Origin of the sequence: Plantibacter sp. MCCC 1A11337, from assembly GCF_013349365.1 — a bacterium.
Classification (GTDB): Bacteria; Actinomycetota; Actinomycetes; order Actinomycetales; family Microbacteriaceae; genus Plantibacter; species Plantibacter flavus_A.
This window is the reverse complement of sequence record NZ_JABJWX010000002.1, coordinates 660153-680226: the sequence shown is the minus strand read 5'-3', so window position 1 is coordinate 680226 and position 20074 is coordinate 660153. Positions and strand designations below refer to the sequence as shown.

Sequence of the window (20074 nt, the reverse complement as noted above, 5' to 3'; positions counted from 1 at the left end):
GGTTCCGACCGCGCCGGTCCCGGCCATCTAGGGCAGTTGCCCGAGGTAGGGCACGGGCCTCAGCGAGGAACGTGAGTGGTCGAGCACGGGGATCCGCCCCGTGCTCAGCGGAGGAGCCATGTTGATCACGAGCGCGAGTCACAGCCCGTTCACGTCCGTCGAGACGAGACGGTTCATCGAGCAGGAACTCCAGCGGGATCTCGAGCGGGAACGTCGCCGCCGGGAACGACGACTGGAGGAGCAGCGGCGACTCGCGGACGCCGCGGCCGATCGTGACGAGGGTGGGACCATGGAGTGGTGAGCCTGCCCACCACCAGCCCGACGATGATCGGGCGCGCCTCCGATCTTCGAGCGCTCCAGGCCGTGTTCGCCGTCGCCGCCGCGGGTGAGTCGCGCAGTGTGGTCCTGAGCGGCGAGGCCGGTATCGGCAAGACGCGCCTGCTCACCGAGTTCACGCGGTCGGTCCGGTCGTCGGCGCTCGTCGTCACGGGCCAGTGCGTGGACCTCGGTGACGTCGCCGCGCCCTATGCACCGGTCCTCGGCCTCATGAAGGACCTCGTCGCGCAGCGCGGGCGCGACGCGGTGCTGGAGGCTGCGGGTCCGGGCAAAGCCTCCCTCGCGACGCTGCTGCCATCGCTCGGCCCCGACGCGCAGGACCACCGGGACGGCGGCGTCGGGCGGCTCCACGAGACCGTCGCGGTGCTCCTCGAGGCGCTGTCACGTCAGCAGCCCGTCGTCGTCGCCATCGAGGACGTCCATTGGGCCGACGGTGCGACCCTCAGCCTGCTGGCCTTCCTCGTGCGCGTGCTCTCCGATGCCCGCGTGATGGTCATGCTCACCTTCCGAAGCGAGGACGTCTCCCGCGGGCACCCCCTGCGCGGGTTCCTCGCCGAGCTCGATCGCACGAGGCGCGTCGAGCGGCACACCCTCGAACGGTTGAGCCGCAGCGACGTGCTCCGCCAAGCGATCGCGATCCGCGGAAGTTCCCTCGACACGGTCTCGATCGACAGCGTGTACGCACGGAGCGAGGGCGTTCCGTTCTTCGTCGAGGAACTCCTCGGACTGGAGGTGGACCGGGACGGCGATGGCGACGAACTCCCCGACACCCTGCGCGAGCTCCTGCTGGCGCGCTACGAGCGGCTCGCGCCCGCCACCCAACAGCTGCTGCGCGTGATCTCGGCCGGTGGTGTCTGCGTCGAGCACACCCTCCTGGAGCGGGTGTTCACGGGCGGCCCCGACGCCCTCGACACCGGTGTGCGGGAGGCGATCGGGTCGAACGTCCTCGTCGCGGACGCGACCACGTACGAGTTCCGACACGCACTGGTCCGGGAGGCGATCCACGACGATCTGCTGCCCGGCGAACGGAGCCGGTTCCATGCGGGGTTCGCCGAGGCGCTGGAGGCAGGCGTCGGTGGTGAGCCGGTCGCTGCCGCGGTGTCGCACCACTGGATGCTCGCCCGCGACTTCGGACGGGCCTTCCCCGCGACCGTCCGCGCCATGGAGCAGGCTCACGCTGCATACGCGTACAGCACCGAAGCGCAGCTCGGCGAGCGTCTCCTGGAGATCTGGGACCAGGTGCCCGACGCCGCGGCACTCGTCGGGCGCTCGCGTTCGGAACTCATGCGACGGACGGCGAGCGCCTTGCGGAACGCCGGGTGGACGGACCGGGCGATCGCCATGGTCGACGAGGTGCTCGCGACGCCGGAGGAACGCGACGACCTCGACCAGGCCAAGCTCCTCCGTGACAAGGCGTTCTACCTCGCCAACCTCGGGCGACCGGGCTCGGTGGACCTCCTCGAAGAGGCGCTCGACCGGGTCCCACCGGGCACCCCCGGCGACCTGCGCGGTGTGCTGCTGACGAGCCTCGGCGCACGGCACATGATCATCGGGCGGCTGGAACGGGCGATCGAGTACGCCGACGAGGCCGCCCGGGAGGCCGTCCGCACCGGTTCGGCACGGAACGCCTCGGTCGCGGCGAACATCGGTGGGATCGCGCGCATCCACCACGGCGAACTGGAGAGCGGCAGCAGGATGCTCGCGACCGCCGAGACGCTGGCTGACGGCGACGGCAGCGCCCTCCTCCGGTACCGGGTGAACGCGTCCGACATGGCCAACCTGCTCGGTTCCTACGAGGAAGCGCTCGCGTCGGCATTGGAAGGCGTCGCGCGGGCGAAGGAGCTGGGCGTCGAGCGCAGCTCGGGGCTCATCCTGTCGTCGAACGCGGTCGACCCGTTGGTGGCGCTTGGTCGCTGGGACGAGGCGGAGGAACGGGTCCACCGGGCCCTGGCACTGCAGCCGCCCCTCGCCTTCTCGGTGTACCTGCGCCAGTCGCTGATCCTGCTCACCCTCTGGCGTGGCGACGCCGAGAGCGCGGCGACCCTGTACCGCCGGTGGCGGAAGGGGATGCTCTCCCTGTCCGGCCTGGAGGTGCAGACGCGGTTCGGCGTCGCCCGCGTCGTGATGCAGGTCGGGCTGGCTGCCGGCGACCTCGCCGGGGCCTGGTCGACGGCGGGGGTCGGCGTGTTCGAGGCACCGGACCACCGCCCCATGCCGGCGTACGACCTGCCGGCGCTTGCGGACGCGGCGCGCGTCCTGGCCCGGGTCCGTGTCGCGTTGGCCACCGGCACACTCGACGTGGAGTCCGGACCATTCGCAGGGGTCGACGACGATCGGCTCCGCCAGCTGGAGGAACGCTGGAGGGCACTGCTCACCGAGGAGCGATTCTGGCCGACCGCGCCACTGTGGAGCGCGCTGGTCGACGCCGAGCTCGGCGGACCGGACGGCACCGGGAACGACGTCGGCGCGTGGGAGGCGGCTCGTGCGATGGCCGAGCATCCGTTCGCACCGGCCGCGCTCGCGCCCTACGCGGCGCTCAGACTGGCAGAGGCGCGCGTGGCAGCCGGTGATCGTCCTGGCGCGCAGGATACGCTCGTCATCGCGGTCGCCGAGGCGGCGACGCTCGGTGCCGGCCTCGTGCTCGACGGTGCGCGGGCGTTGGCGGAGCGGGCGTCGCTGAACCTCGACGGCCGCCCCCGAGCGCGCGGCGCCAGCGGCTCCATCGAGTTGACCGCCCGAGAGCGCCAGGTGCTGCAGCTCATCGCGGAAGGCCTGAGCAACCGTCAGATCGGCGAGCGCCTGTTCATCAGCGCGAAGACGGCGAGCGTCCACGTCTCGGCCATCCTGCGGAAGCTCGGCGCGGCGACCCGGACCGAGGCCGCGATGGTCGCCGGAGCGAGCGGATTGCTCGCGGCGAACGCCGGACGCACCGACCGCCCCTGACGTCCGCCCTGGCGGTGAAGCGGGCCCCGGCCGGAATCGAGGGGAAGCCGGCCGGGAACCCCGACAGGGCGAAAGGGTCCTGTCGGGCATCAGCGTAATGACGGGGCGAGACGACACGTGGCCCGTTGCGTTCTTTGGACAGGCGTGTCCGTCTAGACTGAAAAAACCGACACACGTGTCGGATTATGCACACCAGTCAGCAACGGAGAGCACATGCGCATCGTCATCATGGGTCGAGGTGTCATCGGGGTGACCTACGGCTGCGTCCTGCGCGAAGCCGGCCACGAGGTCCAGCACCTCCTTCATGACGCCGACCCGCAGGCCCGATCGGCGACCACCACGGTCGACCTCCTCGACGGACGCGAGCAGCCACCGGTCGACCGCTCGTTCCGGTATCCGCTCACCCCGGCGACGTTCGATCCGGAGACGGTCGACCTCGTCCTCGTCTCCGTTCCGGCCGAGGCGCTCGCCGGTGCGATCGAGTCGCTCCGTCGCCACGGACTCGATCGACGTCTCCTGCTCATGGGCGGGTTCTGGGGGTCCCGCGAGGAACTGCAGGCGCTCGTGGGCCACGACGACCACCTCCTCGGCTACCCGATCGCCGGCGGCAGACGTGACGCGGAACTCGTCGAGAGCGTCCTCTTCGACAGCGTCCGGTTGGCGCCGGCATCCGCTCACACCACCGCCCTTCACGCAGCGGCCTCGCAGGCGTTCCATGACGCCGGTCTGACGGCGGAGCGGTCGCCTCGAATGCTCGAGTGGCTCTGGGTGCACCAGGCGGTCAACGCGGGGATCATCTCCGCGATCGCGTCCGATTTCCGACCGGGCGATGAGATCGGCGACGTCGTCTCGCGGGCGTTGGCGAGCCCGCGAACCCTCGCTCGGGGCATCGGCAACATCCGTGAATGCCTCCGGGTCGTGCAGGCCCGCGGGGTCCGGCTCCGCCACCACCTGCGGGACATCGCGCCGTTCACGCTCCTGCCGAAGGCGCTCGCCGCACGCGTCATGGTCCTCATGTTCCGGAATGACGTCCTCAGTCGGCGCATCATGGAGCTGCACCACAACACGGACGATATCCTGGCGCTCATGTCGGAAGTCCACGTGTCGGCCATCGAATCGGGTGTCCCCGTCCCCGCATTCACCCGCGACCTCGGTCGCGCGCGGGACGCCCTCGCCTCGTGAACGCGCTCAGCCCGACGTCGTCACGCGCCCGCGAACACCTGAGGCAGGCCGCTGTCGCCGAGTTCCGGGAACGTGGCTTCTGGCGGACGACGATGGATCACGTCCGACTGGCGGCGGACGTCTCACGCGGAGGCCTGTACTACCAGTACGCCAACACCGAGGAGATCCTGCTCGACGCGCTTGCGCACGAGCGCTCAGGGGACGAGGCGAACGACCTCGAGGGTTTCCTCACCGAACAGGCGACCGCGCTCCACGACGTCGACGCGACCCTCCGCCCGATCGTCTACGAATACGTCCTCGGTCTGCCCGCCGACCATCGTCGCGCACTCCTCACGGAGCAGTTCCGGCAGGCCGAAGGGGTGGTGGTCGGGATGCTCGGCGAGGTCTCCAGCGCCGACGACCGGGCGTTCCGCGCTCGTCAGATCGTCAGGCGCCTCGAAGGACTGTCGATCGCGGCCATGGCGGGAGCACTCGACGACGCGGACCTGGAACGCGAGCTGGCCGACCTCCGCACCCTGGCTGCGGGATGAGCCGGCGTGCCCTGCGATGATGCGCCGTGTTGCGATACTGGGCGGATGTCACCGTTGAGCCTGCAACCGCTCGAACGCCCACGGGACGACGACGCGTTCGTCGAGTTCCTGAGCGCACACGAGTTCCCGTTCCACATGCAGCCGCGACCGACCGCGGAGGAGGCTCGCAAACGCCTGACCTCCGGCATCGTCGACGGGCCCGGTGCCTTCGGATGTTGGGTACTCGCAGACGGCGAGGTGGTGGGAATCATCACCCTCGAGGACCTCGAGGACGACACGGCGTTGATCGACCTGCGGCTCGCCGAAGACACGCGAGGGCGCGGGATCGGAACGGCGATCCTGCCGGTCATCGTCGCCGAGGTCTTCGGGCGGTTCCCGTCCGTCCGGAAGCTCGAGGGGCAGACCCGCGAGGACAACGTCGCCATGCGTCGCGCCTTCCGTCGGGCCGGCTGGGTGAAGGAGGCCCACTACCGCGAGGGCTGGCCAGTGGCCGGCGGACAGCCACTCGCATCGGTCGCCTACGCGATCCTCCGGAGCGACGTGCAGTCGGGCACGACGACGCCGGTCCCCTGGGACGACGAGCCGTGAACCTGGCCCGCGCCCATCGCCGGGTAGGAGCGCCGAGGACGACCCTGACGCGGACCTTCCGCCGTCAGCCGGGGAGCTCCCACGAGGGATCGCGCAGGAGCGTGGTCGCATACCCGTCGCCGCGCGCTGCCGCGATCTCGTAGGCCTGTCTTGCTGCGGCATCGTCGCCGAGTGTGTGGAGCAGGTTGCCGAGACTGCGCGCCGAGCGGGCATCTCCGACAGCCATCGCCCGGAGACAAGCGCGCAGCCAGGGCGACCCGGACGAGCGCGCAGGCGCGTTCAGCGCCGGTCGTTCAGCGAGCGCTGGACGGCTCCGAACGCGATCGTCCCCACGATGAGGACGAGGCCGATGATGCCGAGCCAGAACAAGCCCTTCAACACGAACCCGACGATCGAGAGAACCGCCCAGAGGACGAGGAGGACGACGATGACGACGGCGAACTTCTGCACGAGAATTGGGTTCCTGTTCCGATGGTGATGTCGACTGCCGGGATCGGATGACGATCAGCCAGGACCCTAGCAGGACGGCCTCTGCGCCAGCCGGAGTTCGGTCATGGCAGGAGGAGCCGACGCAGTCCGGCCCGAGCCGCCTCGTCGAGAGCCAGGGCGTCGAAGACCCCGTCCGCGTCGGCGACGAAGGATCGCACGTGCGGCGTCACGTCGTCGAGGAAGGCGTCGACCTGCTCCGACGTCCACGACGCCTGGCGGTCGTGGGTCGGGCCGCCGTGGGGTGCCGTCCCCGCCATCGCCCGCACCGATGCCGCGTAGTCGTCGACGATGGCCTCATCGGGGACGCCGACGTTGGCGAGCAGGAGCGCGCTGATCATGCCGGTGCGGTCCCTGCCGGCTGCGCAGTGCACCAGCATCCCGGGTTCGGATGATGCGACCGCGTCGAGCGCACCGCGGACGAGCTCCGGCAGGATACGCACATTGTGCGGCCAGTACTCCGGGGAGTCGAGGATCGGCAGGCACACCGCGCGGAACTCCGGATCGGTCTGATCCTCGGTCGGCGCGAGCGTGATCACCAGCTCGGCTGGAGGACGGACACCCGGGTCGGTTTCGCGCGCTCCGGCCTCATCAGCGCTGCGGAGATCGACCACGGATCGCAGCCCCCATCGCATCGCGGCGTCCCACCCTGCAGCGGTGAGCAGCTCGCGTCGGGGACCCCGCGCGATCCGCCCGCGCGCCGTCAGGCCGGTGGACGACAGCGCGGTCGGCAGACCGCCGAGATCCCTGAGGTTGCGCAGGCCGTCCCAGTCCAGATTCCGCATCCGGCAGAGCGTACCCGAACCGACCGGGCGGCTTCCGACTGCGAGCTAGCGCTTGCTGGTGGTCGGTGAGGTGGCTCAGTGTATGCGGAGCTCGGCGACGAGCGGGCACGCGAACGGATCGCGAGCTCCGAGACCGACGCGGTTGAGGTAGCGGATGACGATCCCGTACGAGCGCAGCAGCGGACGATCGAGAACGCGACGCTCGCCACCGATCACCGCTGCGGCCGAGGGGACTTGCGGATCCTCCACAACCCACTCCAAACTCAGCCGGAACAGGGCAGGATGGAGGTTCGAACATCACCGAGCACTCTCGAAGGAACACACCCATGGCAGGCCTCAGCCTCTCCAAAGGCAACAACCTCTCGCTCACGAAGACCAGCCCAGGGCTGACCATCGCCACGGTCGGTCTCGGGTGGGACCCGCGCACCACCGTCGGCGTCGCGTTCGACCTCGACGCCTCCGCCATCCTCGTCGCCGAGAACGGCAAGATCCGGACCCCTGCGGACTTCATCTTCTACAACCAGATGTCGACGCCCGACGGTTCGGTCGTGCACCAGGGCGACAACCGCACCGGCGAGGGTGACGGCGACGACGAGCAGATCACGATCGACCTCCGCGCTGTGGAGCCCGACGTCTCGCGCATCGTCATCGCGGTCTCGATCCACGACGCCGACAACCGCCGCCAGAACTTCGGCCAGGTCCGCGACGCCTTCTGCCGGGTCATGGACCAGGATCAGCAGGAGATCGTCCGCTACGACCTCACCGAGGACGCCTCCCAGGAGACGGCGATGCTGTTCGCCGAGATCTACCGGTACAACTCGGAGTGGAAGTTCCGTGCCGTCGGCCAGGGCTACACCACCGGCCTGGCCGGCATCGCGGGCGACTTCGGCGTCCCGCTCGACTGAGCCGGACGCAGGAGCCGGCGCGACCGGCGGTCAGTGACCGCCGGTCAGCTTGCCGGCCAGCCGGGCGTGGATCCGCGTGCTCGCGTCGTTCATCCCCTCGATGACGACCCGCTTCCCGCGACGCTCGTACTTCGTGGTGATCGCGTCGAGGGCGGCGACGGTCGACGCGTCCCAGACGTGCGACTGCGAGAGGTCGATGACGATCCGCTCCGGGTCGTCGGCGTAGGCGAACTGCGTCGTGAGGTCGTTGCTGGACGCGAAGAACAGCTCTCCGGTCACGGTGTACCGGGCGGTGGGCGTCGCTGCGGACAGGTCGACCGTGCGTTCGACGGTGGCGAGGTGGGCGACCCGCCTTGCGAACACGACCATCGCGGCGATCACACCGATGACGACACCGATCGCGAGGTTGTGCGTCAGGACCACCACGACGACCGTGGCCACCATGACGACCGTCTCACCGAGGGGCATGGCGCGGAGGGTCCTCGGGTTGATGCTGTGCCAGTCGAAGGTCGCGACGGACACCATGATCATCACCGCGACGAGCGCGGCCATAGGGATGACCGCGACCACGTCGCCCAGCGCGACGACCAGGACGAGCAGGAACACCCCGGCGAGGAAGGTCGAGATCCGCGTCCGCGCGCCCGAGGCCTTCACGTTGATCATGGTCTGGCCGATCATCGCGCAGCCACCCATGCCCCCGAAGAACCCCGAGAGTACGTTCGCGATCCCCTGGCCCAGCGACTCGCGGGTCTTGCCCGACGGGGTGTCGGTGACATCGTCGACGAGCTTGGCCGTCATGAGCGACTCGAGGAGCCCGACCAAGGCCATCGCGGCCGCGTACGGCGCGATGATCGCGAACGTCTCCAGCGTGAACGGCACGTTCGGGATGAACAGGGTCGGCAGGCTGCGCGGCAGTTCGCCCTGGTCGCCGACGGTGGGCACGTTCAGTCCGGTGGCCACCGTCGCCGCGGTGATGAGCACGACCGCGACGAGCGGCGCCGGCACGACACTCGTGAGGCGGGGCATGACGACCATGACCACGATGCCGACCGCGACGAGCGGGTACACGAGCCACGGCACGCCGATGAGGTTCGGCAGCTGGGCGGTGAAGATCAGGATCGCCAGTGCGTTGACGAACCCGACCATGACGCTCCGCGGGATGAAGCGCATGAGCTTCGCGACGCCGAGGAGACCGAGGATCACCTGGAAGACACCGCCGAGGATGACTGTGGCGATGAAGTAGTCGAGGCCGTGTTCGCGGGCGACCGGGGCGATGACCAGGGCGATCGCTCCCGTGGCCGCCGTGATCATCGCCGGGCGGCCGCCGAGGAAGGCGATCGCCACGGCCATGACGAACGAGGAGAACAGTCCGACCTGCGGGTCGACGCCCGCGATGATCGAGAAGGAGATCGCCTCCGGGATGAGCGCCATGGCGACGACGAGGCCCGCCAGCAGCTCCCTGGTGAGGATGCGGGGGCTGCGGAGTGCGGAGAGGACGGTGGCGTCCGATGTGGTGGTTTCTGGGCCCTTGGCCATGGGTGCTCCTGTCGGAGTCGGGGTCCTCGTCGCGAGGACCGGATGGGAATGTCTGGGTCAGGCGCTGCGGTGCGCACGCCACCGACCGCGCGGGGACGTCACGCGCGGGAGAATGGTGGGGAGATGCGGCCCGATCGGCCGCCGTCGATAACTCTACCCTAACGTAAGGGTTGATTTGAAGTGAGGCGACCGTGACGAGCGAACCGACCACTATGCACATCGGCGAACTGGCCGAGCGCACCGGACTCTCGCTCCGCACGCTGCGGCACTACGACGACGTCGGCCTGGTCTCGGCCTCAGCGCGCACGGAGGGCGGCTTCCGCTTGTACACGCAGGACGACTACGACCGCCTCATCCTCATCCGGCGCATGAAACCACTCGGCTTCTCCCTCGAGGAGATGGCAGAGCTCCTCCGGGTGATCGACGCCATGGACACCGCACCCGACGACGACACCCGCGCGATCCTCGACGGCTTCATCACCGACGCGGCCAAGCGTCGCGCCAAGCTGCAGCAGCAACTCGCGATGGCGGACGAGTTCGTGTCACTCCTCGAAGCCCGCCGCTGACGACAGCTGCGATCACGCCTTCCGACGGCGACCCGCCGAGCGTGGCGGAGCCGCCCGGAGGTGCTCACTGACCCGCCCGAGGATGCGGGCGAGCTCGCTGACGTCGTCGTCGTCGAGCGGCGCGAACAGCAGGTCCCTCACGGCCTGGATGTGGCCGGGGAACACCGTGGCGAGCACGTCCCGGCCGGCCGTCGTGATCGCGACGACCGTGCTGCGTTCGTCGTCCGGTGACGGCGAGCGGGTGATGAGCCCCCGCTGTTCGAGCAACTGCGCCTGGTAGGTGAGCCCGCTACGGCTGTAGACCACGCCATCCGCGAGATCCGTCATGCGCAGGTGACCGTCCGGCGCATCACCGAGGCGCGCCAGCAACTGGAACTGGACGTAGCTCAACTCCCCCGCCTCGCGGAGCTGCTGCTCGACCGCCGGACGCAGCAGGCTGCTCACCTCGGTGAACGCGAAGTAGGCGCCGAGCTCGGTCGGAGTGAGAGATGCAGGCGTTTCGGTCATGCGTCCATTCTAGGTGTTGCTTCGAGTTCGAAGCAGTGTTATCGTCATCCCAGTTGCTTCAAATTCGAAGCACTTGACGAAGGAGAGCATCATGCAGGCAGTCCAGTTCCACGAGGTCGGAGGGCCCGAGGTCCTCCACTACGGCGACATCGAGCAGCCGACTCCTGCCGTCGGACAGGTACGCGTCCGCGTCGCAGCATCGGCGTTCAACGCGGCCGACAACGGCATGCGAGCCGGGTTCCTGCCGATCCCGGTCCAACTCCCCCACGTCCCCGGGTACGACGTGTCGGGCACGATCGACGCGCTCGGTGAGGGCGTCGAGGGGCTCTCGGTCGGCGACGCGGTCATCGGCTTCCTCCCGATGGAGCTCGACGGCGGTGCGGCCGAGTACGTCGTCGCACCGGCGGAGGCGGTCGTCGCAGCACCGACGACCATCCCGCTCGCGGACGCCGCCGCCCTCCCCTCGGTCGCTCTGACCGCCTGGCAGGCGCTGTTCGACGACGGCGGCCTCGAGTCGGGTCAGCGCGTCCTGATCGTCGGCGCCGGCGGGGTCGTCGGCAAATACGCGATCCGACTCGCCAAGCGCGCCGGGGTGCACGTCATCGCGACGGCCAGCCCGCGGAGCGAGGCGGCGGTTCGGGCCGCCGGAGCGGACGAGGTCGTGGACCACACGGCGTCCGACCTCCTCGGTGCGGTGTCGGCACCCGTCGACGTCCTCCTCAACCTCGCGCCGATCGACCCCGAGCAGTTCGAGGCGCTCGTCGGGCTCGTCCACGACGGCGGTGCGGTGGTGAGCACCACCGCATGGATGCCGACGCCCGGAGACGAGGCACGGCAGGTCCGCGCGGCGACGGTCTTCGTCCTGCCGAACCGCGACCGCCTGTCGACCCTCGTGTCGCTCGTCGACGAGGGATCGCTGACGGTCGAGGTGACGCGACGGATCCCGCTCGCCGAACTGCCCGCGCTCCACGCCGAAGCCGCTGCCGGCCGGATCGCCGGCAAGGTGATCGTCCTGCCGGCATGATCAGCCCGGTTCGTCGCGACCGGACAGACGGCGATCCCGCCCGAGGTGACGATGGTCACCCCGGACGGGATCGGTGCGGTCGGGCGCCGGCTACGACGCGACGCGTCGGCGACGGACGACCAGCCACGCACCGGCTGCGAGGAGCAGCCCGGCCAGGCCGACGAATCCGACGACCGAGACACCGGTGGTCGAGAGCGCACCAGGACCGGAGCCCGCAGCGCCCGGAGCTGCGGCATCCGCTGCCAGGACGGTCAGCGCCGCCTCGGCCGTGATGCCTGAGTCCGCGCCGAGCGCCTGGAGGGTGTGCGCTCCCGGCACCACGGAAGCGGGCACCGTGAGCGTCGCCACGAACGCACCCGAAGCGTCTGCGACGACGGTCCCGAGGTCGGTCGGGGTGGAGAACAGGGTGAACCGCACCTGCTCCCCCGCGGCGAAGCCGGACCCGGACACCGAGAACGACTCACCCACCCGCACCGACGGCCGGTCGATCGTCAGCGTGCCCTCGGCACCGGGAACCGCGATCCGCTGCGGGCCGACGCTCTCGAGGGTCGGGACGACCGGGTTCATGAGGCCCGTCTCCGGGTCGAACGTCAGTCGGTCGATCGTCGTCTCGCGGTGCTGGCCGTCACCACCCGGGATGGCGAACCGGTGGTAGACGATGTACCAGTCGTCCGTGCCCGGCACGTTGAGGATCGAGCTGTGACCGGTGGCGAGGATGCCGAGTTCGGGTTTCTTCTGCAGGATCACACCGCGGTACGTCCACGGGCCGTCCACACTCGTCGCCGTCGCGTACCCGACCCGATAGTTCTCCGAACCGGTGTCGTCGATCGAGTACGTCAGGTGGTAGATCCCGTCCCGATAGTTGACGAAGGCACCCTCGCGGAAGTCGGTCAGGCCGTCGATGCGCTTGAGCGTGTCGGCCTTGATCGACAGCATGTCGTCCGACAGCTCCGCGTACACCGGCGAACCGTTGCCCCAGAACAGGTAGCTCTTCCCCGTCTCCGGGTCGGTGAACGTGGCCGGGTCGATCGCCTGTCCCGAGGTCACCGCTTCGTCGTTGAGGATCATCGCGTTCGGCTGAGCCGTGAACGGACCGGCCGGACTGTCCGCGACGGCGACGCCGATGGTCTTCCGGTCGACCAAGGGGTTGTGGCCACTGAAGTAGAAGAAGAACTTGCCGTCCTTCTCGCCGATCGTCGGCGCCCAGGCGTTGCCGGTCGCCCACGGCACGTTCCCGTTCGCGCCGTCGAGCGTGAGGATCGGCTCCGCCGAACGCTCCCAGTCGACGAGGTTTTTCGACGACCAGACGAAGAACTCCTTGCCACCCCAACCGGCGAAGCCGTCGGTGGTCGCGTAGATGTAATAGGTGTCGCCCCAGACGAAGACGTTCGGGTCGGCGTAGAGACCGGGGATGACCGGGCTCTTCATCTCGACCGCCCGCATCGTCCACGTCACGGCCTCACCCGAGGTCGGCGTCAACGTCACGGTCACGGGGCTGCTGAGGTCGAGGGCGGTCCCCGAGGCGGGGCTCGCCGTGACACCGGCCGCGGTCGTGAAGGTCGGGCTCAAGGCGGTGCGGTCCGTTCCGGGCTGAACCGGGAAGACGACCTCGTGGCGGTCGTTGTCGACGATCGGGGCGGTCTTCAACACGTCCTCCTCGAGGCCGATGTCGGTCAGTGCCGCGGTGTTCCCGGAGCCGGCGAGCACCTCGTCCGCCGAGAGGGCGCGGTTGTAGATCGCGAACTCGCGGAACGCGCCCTTCAGCCGGTTGTCGGCGTCGTAGTTCGAACGGCCCAGGTAGTTGGCGCTCGTCCACCCGCCGCCGATGTCTCCCGGATCCGCCGTCACGGTCCCGGTGCCGACGGCGATGCCGTCGAGGTAGATCGTGGCCGTGGTGCCCTGCAACGTGTACGTCAGCTTCGCCCAGCGACCGCGCGTCAGGTCCTTGCCCTGCGACACCGTCTGCTCCGTGCTCCAGTTGCCGGTCGCGAGACTCGTCCGGTACGCGTTGCCGGTGCTGAACAGGTAGCCGTCGCCGGCGCCACCGGTGGTGTTGCCGAGCCCGTAGATGAAGTACGGGTTGGCCTGCGTGGGGTCGATCCAGACCTCCGCCTCCACCGTGACGTCGGTCACCCCGGCGAGCAGGTCGTCCGGCAGCTTGACGTAGTCGTCGCCACCGTCGAGCTGCAGCGCACCGTCGGAGAAGGTCGCACCGCCTTCGACCGTCGCGTCGAGGCCGTTGCCGGACACGTCGCTGAGTGTCGAGCCTGCGGAGCCGGCGAAGTCGTAGCGGACGATCTCGCCGTCCTCGTTCGCGGGCACCGGCTCGGGTGCTCCGCCGAGGCTGTCCTCGAGCAATTGCAGCTCTGCAGCCGTGACCGGGAGCACCGTGCCGTGGCGCGGGCTCGCAGGAAGGTCGTAGTCCTTCGCGACCTGCCAGTCCGGGTTCGCGATGTCCTCGGTCTCGAGCGGGATGTAGCCGCGCCCGCCGTACTCGTCGACGAAGAGGTAGAACTTGTCACCGTTGACGTCGCCCGGGTTGGCGGCGAACGCCGTCGGCCCCTCGACCGCGCTGGTGCCTGCGTCGCGACCGATGCAGGTGTCGAGCACCGTCCAGGACTCGAGCGTGGCCCGCAGGTCCGTCGATGACTCCTGGATGATGTCGGCGCACCCGGTGCCACCGGCACCCTCGTCCTTGGTGAAGCGGTAGTAGGTGTCGCTCGACTTGATCACCGTCGAGTCGATCCGCGAGACGCCCTGGTCCTGCCAGACCTGCGGCTCGCTGAACGTCGTGAAGTCGCGGGTGGTCGCGTACATCATGCGGTGGTAGCTGTTCCCGGTGTGGTCCGGGTCGTCGGCGTCGTAGAGCGACGAAGCCCAGAAGACCACGTACGCGCCGATGGTGTCGTCGTAGTAGGCCTCGGGTGCCCAGGTGTTGCCCGCGTTCTCCGGTGCGACCTCGATGTGCCGCTGGTCGGACCAGGTCACGAGGTCGTGGGACTCCCACACCTCGAGGTAGTGGCTGCCCGTGCGGACGGAGTCTCCCCAGGACGTGCCGCTGCCGATCGAGAGGTCGGTGGCGATGAGGTAGAAGGTGTCGCCCTCGGGAGAGCGGATGAGGAACGGGTCGCGCAGCCCCTTCGTACCCTCGTCCGAGGTGAGGACCGGGCGTCCGGCGTTGAGTTCGTTCCAGTCGAGCGCGTTGTTGCCTTCACTGGCGGCGAAGTAGATGTTCTCGCCGGCGAGCGAGTTGCCGGTGAAGTAGGCGAAGGCGTAGCCCTCGTAGTCGGGGGTCGCGATCGCGGCGCGGACGGTCGCCGTGAACTCGCGCGTCGCGGTCGCCTCGCCCTGGCTCAGCGTGGCGGTCAGGGTGACGGTGGTGTCCGTGGCGGGCCGCGTCACGACACCGTCGGTGGTGATCACGGTGGTGTCCGACGACGCCCAGGCGATGTCGATCCCCTCGGGTGCTCCGGGCAGGGTCAGATTCCCGCGCACGTCGTCGACGTTCGCGATCGAGAGCGCCGCCGCGGCGGCGTCCAGGTCCTCCTGCGCCGTGGGGGCGGTTCGGAAGCTGGACTGGGAGGTCGCTGTCGGGGCGGTCCCCGGCGACACCGCTGCGGCGGCGCCGGAGGCACCGACGAGCGGCAGGATCAGGGCCGCGACGGAGGTCGCGACGACCGTTTTGAGGCGCAGTTGTCTCATGGGGGTGGTTCTCCTGGTTCGGCGTCGTTGTCGAGCGGGATGGAACGGGTGGTGCGGTGGGGGTGTGCGGGCGTCAGGTCTTGCGTTTGCGCGAGACCACGAGTCGCTGGAGGAGGACGAAGACGAGCAGGATGCCGCCGGTGATGATGGTGGTCGCCTCCGGCGGGATGCTGCCGTCGCGGGTGATGAGCACGTTCATGAGGCCGAGGACGAGCGCGCCGACGACTGAGCCGAGGACGAAGCCTGCGCCTCCGGTCAGCAGCGTGCCGCCGATGATGACCGCTGCGATGGCGTCGAGCTCCCAGCCGACGCCCGTGATGTTCTGGGCGATGCCGAGCTTCGAGGTGTAGACGACGGCCGCGAGACCGGCCAGCGTGCCACTGATCACGTAGACCATAAGCTTCGTGCGGACGACGGGCAGCCCCATGAGGAGCGCCGACTGCTCCGAGCCGCCGATCGCGTAGACGGTCCGGCCGAGGCGGGTCTTGTGGAGCACCACGAACGCCGCGGCGACGACGAGCAGGGCGATCAGGACGTTCGGGGTGGTGATGAGGTCGTTGATCTTCGGGCCGTCGATCACCTTCCACTCGGTGGAGAGCGAACGGATCGGCGAGTCGTCGGCGAGACGCTCCGGCGTGGTGCTGAGCATCGAGGCGAGACCGCGCCCGAGGAACATCATCGCGAGGGTGGCGATGAACGGTTGCACGTTGAAGTACTGCACGAGCACGCCCGAGAACACGCCGAACGCGGAGCCGATCAGGATCATGATCACCATGACCGCAATCGGGTTCCAGCCCGAGTTCGCGAGCATCACCCCGATCAGACTGCTGATGGCGATGATCGCACCGACGGAGAGGTCCACGCCGCCCGTGAGGATCACGAAGGTGAGTCCGACGGCGAGGATGATCAGGTACGCGTTGTTGATGAGCAGGTTCGAGATCGTGCTGGCCTGGACGATGCGTCCGTAGGCGATCTCGCCGTAGACGACCATGCCGATGAAGATGACGACGGCCGCCAGGGTGGGCAGGGTCTCGAGGTTGGGCGTCAGCCGGGACAGCAGCGAGCGCCGTGGGAGCACCGGAGCGTCGGGCGTCGGTCGGTCGGTGAAGGTGCTCATGCTGACACCGTTTCCTTTCGCGTGGGGACCGACGCCGTAGGCGTCGTCCGGGACTTCCGCCGGGCGAACAGGGCTCTCACGCGCTGTGACTGGAGGAGGCAGATGATCACGATCACGACGGCCTTGAACGCCGGCGTCGCCGAGGAGGGGATGGAGAGGAACACGATCGTCTTGTCGAGGGTCGCGATGAGGAGCGCGCCGATCACGCTGCCGGTGAGGGAGAACTTGCCGCCGGCGAGCGAGGTGCCGCCGATGACGACCGCGAGAATTGCGTCCATCTCCGCGTTCAACCCGGTCTTCGCCACCTCGACCGTCATGACGCTGGCGGTGCTGAAGATCCCGGCGACACCCGCGAGGACGGCGCTCACGATGTAGACGGCGATGAGGATGCCGATGGGGCGGATACCCGCCATCCGGGCGGCGCGCGGGTTGATGCCGATGGACTCGATCATCAGGCCGAGCGCGGTGCGCCGGACGAGGAACGCGACGATCGCGACGATGACACCGGCGATGATGAAGACGACGGGGAATCCGAACACGGTGCCGTTTGCGAGCCAGCGGAAGGGCTCGTTCGTGGCGGAGGTGTTCTGCCCCGAGGTGATCACCTTCGCGAGGCCTCGACCGGCGAGCATCGTGATGAGCGTCGTGATGAACGGTTGCAGGCCGACGATCGAGACGAGCACCCCGTTGACCGTGCCGAGGAAGGCGCTCACTGCGAGCGCGAGCAGCGCGGCGACGATGGCCGAACCCGCGTCGCCGCCGCTCTGGTTGCTCATGAACTCCATCGACACGGCGCCGGACACGGCCATGACGGAACCGACCGAGAGGTCGATGCCGCGGGTGGCGATCACGAGCGTCATCCCGACCGCGATCATCATGATCGGGGCGCTCGCTCGCAGGATGTCGATCGGGTTGCCCGACAGGTTGCCGGTCGTGCCGTTGACGGAGACGCCGAGGTAGCCGGGGTCCTTGACGAGGTTGATGACGAGCAGGAGCAGCAGGGTCACGATCGCCCAGATGTAGGGCTGGTGGACGATGGTGCTGACGACGCCGCGGGTCGAACCCTGGCCGCCTCGTGCGGAGGAACCGGAACGGGCCGGCCCCTGACTGGTGGCGCTCACGTGGCGCTCCCTTCGGTGGCGATCAGGTCGACGATGGTGTCTGCGGTGACCTCGGGTCCGTTGACGATCTCGCCGATCTTACGGTGGTCCTTCAGTACGACGATCCGCTCGCTCAAGCGCACGACCTCCTCGAGTTCGGAGGAGATGAACACGACGGACATCCCGTCCTCGGCGAGCGCGGCGATCGCCTCCTGGATCTCGGCCTTGGCGCCGACGTCGATGCCACGGGTCGGCTCGTCGAGCACGATGAGCTGGGGCTTCGTCGCCAACCATCGGCCGAGGAGCACCTTCTGCTGGTTGCCGCCGGAGAGGTTCTTGATGGGTCGTTCCGGGTCGGAGGGCCGGACGTTGAGTTCGAGCAGGTACTTGTCGCAGAGCTCGTTCTGCTCGCGGCGGGACAGCGGACGCGCCCAGCCCCTGCGGGCCTGGACGGCGAGGATGAGGTTCTCCCGTACGGTCAGGTCGCCGATGATGCCTTCGTCACGTCGGTTCTCCGTGGAGAAGGCGATCTGCTTCGACAGGCCGGCCATGGGCGTGTGGACCTCGGCGGTCGCGCCGTCGATCGTGACCGTGCCGGAGTCGGGACGGTCTGCACCGTAGATGAGCCGACCGAGCTCGGTGCGGCCCGACCCGAGGAGCCCTGCGAGACCGACGACCTCGCCGGCGTGGACCTCGATGTCGACGGGGTCGATGGAACCCTTCCGCCCGAGGTCCTTGGCGCTGTAGAACGCCGGGGTGTCGGCTGTGGCGGTGCGGCCGCGGTTGGAGCCGAGGGCGGCGAGCGCGCCGTAATCCTTGCCGATCATCTTGGAGATGAGCTCGGTGCGGTTGAGGTCCGCGGTGCGGTACTCCCCGACGAACTCGCCGTTGCGGAGCACCGTGAGTCGGTCGCTGATCGCGTAGACCTGGTCGAGGAAGTGGGAGACGAAGAGGATCGCGACGCCCTGGTCGCGTAGTCGGCGCATGACCTGGAAGAGGCCCTCCACTTCGTTGGCGTCGAGGCTGGAGGTCGGCTCGTCGAGGATGAGCACCTTCGACTTCGTGACCATGGCCCGGCTGATCGCGACGAGCTGTTGCAGCGCGAGCGAGATGCTCGAGAGCGGCTGCTTGGGGTCGATGTGCCCGAGGCCGAGCCCGACGAGCGCTTCGTGTGCGGCTTCGTGGGTGCGGCGCCAGTTGATGCCGAAGGGACCGCGGACCTCGTGGCCGAGCATGACGTTCTCGCCGACGGTGAGGTTGTCGCAGAGGTTCACCTCTTGATAGACGGTCGAGATGCCGGCGCTCTGCGCGTCCGCCGTTCCGGAGAACGAGCGGGGTCCTCCGGCGACCAGGATCGTGCCGGAGTCGATCTTGTACACCCCGGTGAGCGCCTTGATGAGCGTCGACTTGCCGGCGCCGTTCTCGCCCATGAGCGTGTGGACCTCGCCGGGGAAGAGACGGAAGTCCACGTCTTGCAGGGCTTTGACGCCCGGGAACTCGATGGAGATGTGCTGCATCTCGACGATCGGCTCGGTGATTGCCATGTCTGCCTGGTCGTTCTGCCGGTCGATCCGGCGTCGTCGCCGGGGAGTCTGGTCCCCGGGAAGCGGGTGGGCGGTCGCCCGGCAGCGAAGGGGGGTGGCTGCCGGGCGACCGGGACGGATCAGTAGGCGCGTTCGGGCAGAGCTGCCGTCGCAGCGTCCGGAGAGTCGAACGTGACGCTCGGCACCACGATGTCCGATTCGACCTTGTCGCCGGCGAGTGCCTTCTTGACGATGTCGATCGCGGTCTCACCGAACAGCGGGTTGTACTCGGCGACGAAGCTCAGGCGTCCGGCGGCGAGTGCTTCGAGCGCCGCCTTGGTGCCGTCGATCGTGATGATCTTGACGTCGGTTCCGGGCTTCAGGCCGGCCTCCTCGACGGCGAGTGCGGCGCCGAGGCCCATCTCGTCGTTCTGTGCGAAGACGAGCTGGACATCGTTGTTGTTCGCCTTGAGGATGGTCTCGAAGACGCTCTTCGCCTCTTCGGTGGACCAGTTGGCCGACTGCGACTCGAGCTTGGTGAAGTTCGGGTCGATGGTGTCGTCCCAGCCCTTGTTGCGGTCGTTGACGACGGAAAGGCCGGGAGGGCCCTCGAGGACGACGTACTTGGCGCCGTCGGGGAACTGACCGTTCGCCCACTCGGCGGCCGAGGCGCTGATGCCGACGTTGTCGGGGGCGATGCGGCTCGTGTAGAGCTCGGTGTCGTTCGGCTCGATGCCGCGGTCGAGCAGGACCACGGGGATCTCGGCCTCCTTCGCGCGCTCCAGGACGCTCTCCCAGCCGGTCGCCTCCGTGGCGGACAGCAGGATGGCGTCGACGCCCTCGTCGATGAACGAGGTGAAGGCGGTGATCTGCGAGTTCTGGTCGCCGTTCGTCGCCGGTGCGTACTTGAGGTCGAAGCCGTTCTCCTTCGAGAACGAGTCCTGGATGTTCTTCTCGTTCGCGGTGCGCCATCCGCCCTCGGGGCCGACGGCCACGAAGCCGATGGTGGTGAGTTCGCCGTCCGAACCAGCGTCGCCGTCGGAGCTTCCGGAACCGCTCGAGCAGGCGGTCGCGCTGAACGCGAGAGCACCGACCAGGGCGAGGCCCGCGAGTGCGCGGACACGTGTTGTCTTGAACATTGTTCTCCTCTTTGAGACCCGCGGTCCCGACGATGGGTGCGGCGTGAATGTGACGTGCGTGGTGCTGCGGTGACGCAGGTGGTCAGCAATTGTTAGCGATCACAT

General features: G+C 68.8%; 18 protein-coding genes and 1 pseudogene. 8 read left to right on the top strand and 11 right to left on the bottom strand.

All coding sequences use genetic code 11. The features are described 5' to 3' along the window. Positions 1-118: 118 nt before the first annotated feature. The 5 genes from HOW07_RS10535 (at position 119) to HOW07_RS10515 (ending at position 5579) form a co-directional block, all read left to right on the top strand. The gene (locus tag HOW07_RS10535; RefSeq protein ID WP_064295074.1) at positions 119-301 is read left to right on the top strand and encodes a hypothetical protein; all 183 of its coding nucleotides are present in this window, start codon (positions 119-121) and stop codon (positions 299-301) included. Continuing rightward, positions 298-3279, top strand: coding sequence for a helix-turn-helix transcriptional regulator (locus HOW07_RS19725; RefSeq protein ID WP_175116892.1), 2982 nt, complete (start codon positions 298-300; stop codon positions 3277-3279). Before HOW07_RS10535 ends, HOW07_RS19725 begins: the two co-directional genes overlap by 4 nt. A 213-nt stretch (positions 3280-3492) precedes the next feature. Continuing rightward, positions 3493-4461: a ketopantoate reductase family protein gene (locus HOW07_RS10525; RefSeq protein WP_175116891.1), complete on the top strand. Its 969-nt coding sequence runs from the start codon at positions 3493-3495 to the stop codon at positions 4459-4461. After that, complete coding sequence (locus HOW07_RS10520) at positions 4458-4991, top strand: TetR family transcriptional regulator (RefSeq protein ID WP_158596582.1); 534 nt, start codon at positions 4458-4460, stop codon at positions 4989-4991. The genes HOW07_RS10525 and HOW07_RS10520 overlap by 4 nt, the downstream gene beginning before the upstream one ends. A gap of 45 nt (positions 4992-5036) precedes the next feature. Then, positions 5037-5579, top strand: coding sequence for a GNAT family N-acetyltransferase (locus HOW07_RS10515; protein ID WP_175116890.1), 543 nt, complete (start codon positions 5037-5039; stop codon positions 5577-5579). Between the two features lie 64 nt (positions 5580-5643). Here HOW07_RS10515 and HOW07_RS10510 read toward each other — a convergent pair whose 3' ends face one another. The 4 genes and pseudogenes from HOW07_RS10510 to HOW07_RS10495 all read right to left on the bottom strand — a co-directional run. Further along, complete coding sequence (locus HOW07_RS10510) at positions 5644-5805, bottom strand: hypothetical protein (protein ID WP_175116889.1); 162 nt, start codon at positions 5803-5805, stop codon at positions 5644-5646. 53 nt (positions 5806-5858) lie between these two features. Continuing rightward, positions 5859-6029, bottom strand: coding sequence for a hypothetical protein (locus tag HOW07_RS10505; protein WP_167620428.1), 171 nt, complete (start codon positions 6027-6029; stop codon positions 5859-5861). 101 nt (positions 6030-6130) lie between these two features. Then, positions 6131-6850 carry a tyrosine-protein phosphatase gene (locus tag HOW07_RS10500; protein WP_175116888.1) on the bottom strand — a complete coding sequence of 240 codons (720 nt, stop codon included), beginning with the start codon at positions 6848-6850 and terminating at the stop codon, positions 6131-6133. Between the two features lie 75 nt (positions 6851-6925). Next, positions 6926-7030, bottom strand: a pseudogene (locus tag HOW07_RS10495) (acyl-CoA desaturase); the annotation flags it as partial. A gap of 146 nt (positions 7031-7176) precedes the next feature. Here HOW07_RS10495 and HOW07_RS10490 point away from each other — a divergent pair. Continuing rightward, complete coding sequence (locus tag HOW07_RS10490) at positions 7177-7755, top strand: TerD family protein (protein WP_064295082.1); 579 nt, start codon at positions 7177-7179, stop codon at positions 7753-7755. Between the two features lie 30 nt (positions 7756-7785). Here the strand turns inward: HOW07_RS10490 and HOW07_RS10485 are convergent, their stop codons facing one another. Beyond that, positions 7786-9291, bottom strand: a complete 1506-nt coding sequence (locus tag HOW07_RS10485) for a SulP family inorganic anion transporter (RefSeq protein WP_175116887.1) — start codon at positions 9289-9291, stop codon at positions 7786-7788. Positions 9292-9503: 212 nt separating this feature from the next. Here HOW07_RS10485 and HOW07_RS10480 point away from each other — a divergent pair, with 212 nt between their 5' ends. Further along, on the top strand, positions 9504-9857 hold the full coding sequence (locus HOW07_RS10480; RefSeq protein WP_175117188.1) for a MerR family transcriptional regulator: 354 nt from the start codon (positions 9504-9506) through the stop codon (positions 9855-9857). A gap of 12 nt (positions 9858-9869) precedes the next feature. Here the strand turns inward: HOW07_RS10480 and HOW07_RS10475 are convergent, their stop codons facing one another. Then, the gene (locus HOW07_RS10475) at positions 9870-10364 is read right to left on the bottom strand and encodes a MarR family winged helix-turn-helix transcriptional regulator (protein WP_175116886.1); all 495 of its coding nucleotides are present in this window, start codon (positions 10362-10364) and stop codon (positions 9870-9872) included. Between the two features lie 91 nt (positions 10365-10455). Here HOW07_RS10475 and HOW07_RS10470 point away from each other — a divergent pair, with 91 nt between their 5' ends. Next, the gene (locus HOW07_RS10470) at positions 10456-11388 is read left to right on the top strand and encodes an NADP-dependent oxidoreductase (RefSeq protein ID WP_175116885.1); all 933 of its coding nucleotides are present in this window, start codon (positions 10456-10458) and stop codon (positions 11386-11388) included. Between the two features lie 90 nt (positions 11389-11478). On the opposite strand, the gene HOW07_RS10465 is transcribed toward HOW07_RS10470, so the two are convergent. From HOW07_RS10465 to HOW07_RS10445, 5 genes are all read right to left on the bottom strand, one after another. After that, the gene (locus tag HOW07_RS10465; RefSeq protein ID WP_217485249.1) at positions 11479-15090 is read right to left on the bottom strand and encodes a family 43 glycosylhydrolase; all 3612 of its coding nucleotides are present in this window, start codon (positions 15088-15090) and stop codon (positions 11479-11481) included. 73 nt (positions 15091-15163) lie between these two features. Beyond that, positions 15164-16207: an ABC transporter permease gene (locus HOW07_RS10460; protein WP_175116884.1), complete on the bottom strand. Its 1044-nt coding sequence runs from the start codon at positions 16205-16207 to the stop codon at positions 15164-15166. Further along, positions 16204-17328: an ABC transporter permease gene (locus tag HOW07_RS10455; RefSeq protein WP_371743650.1), complete on the bottom strand. Its 1125-nt coding sequence runs from the start codon at positions 17326-17328 to the stop codon at positions 16204-16206. The genes HOW07_RS10460 and HOW07_RS10455 overlap by 4 nt, the downstream gene beginning before the upstream one ends. Beyond that, the gene (locus HOW07_RS10450) at positions 17325-18851 is read right to left on the bottom strand and encodes a sugar ABC transporter ATP-binding protein (protein ID WP_064295086.1); all 1527 of its coding nucleotides are present in this window, start codon (positions 18849-18851) and stop codon (positions 17325-17327) included. The genes HOW07_RS10455 and HOW07_RS10450 overlap by 4 nt, the downstream gene beginning before the upstream one ends. A 119-nt stretch (positions 18852-18970) precedes the next feature. Then, on the bottom strand, positions 18971-19969 hold the full coding sequence (locus tag HOW07_RS10445; RefSeq protein ID WP_086472835.1) for an ABC transporter substrate-binding protein: 999 nt from the start codon (positions 19967-19969) through the stop codon (positions 18971-18973). Between the last annotated feature and the right edge of the window lie 105 nt (positions 19970-20074).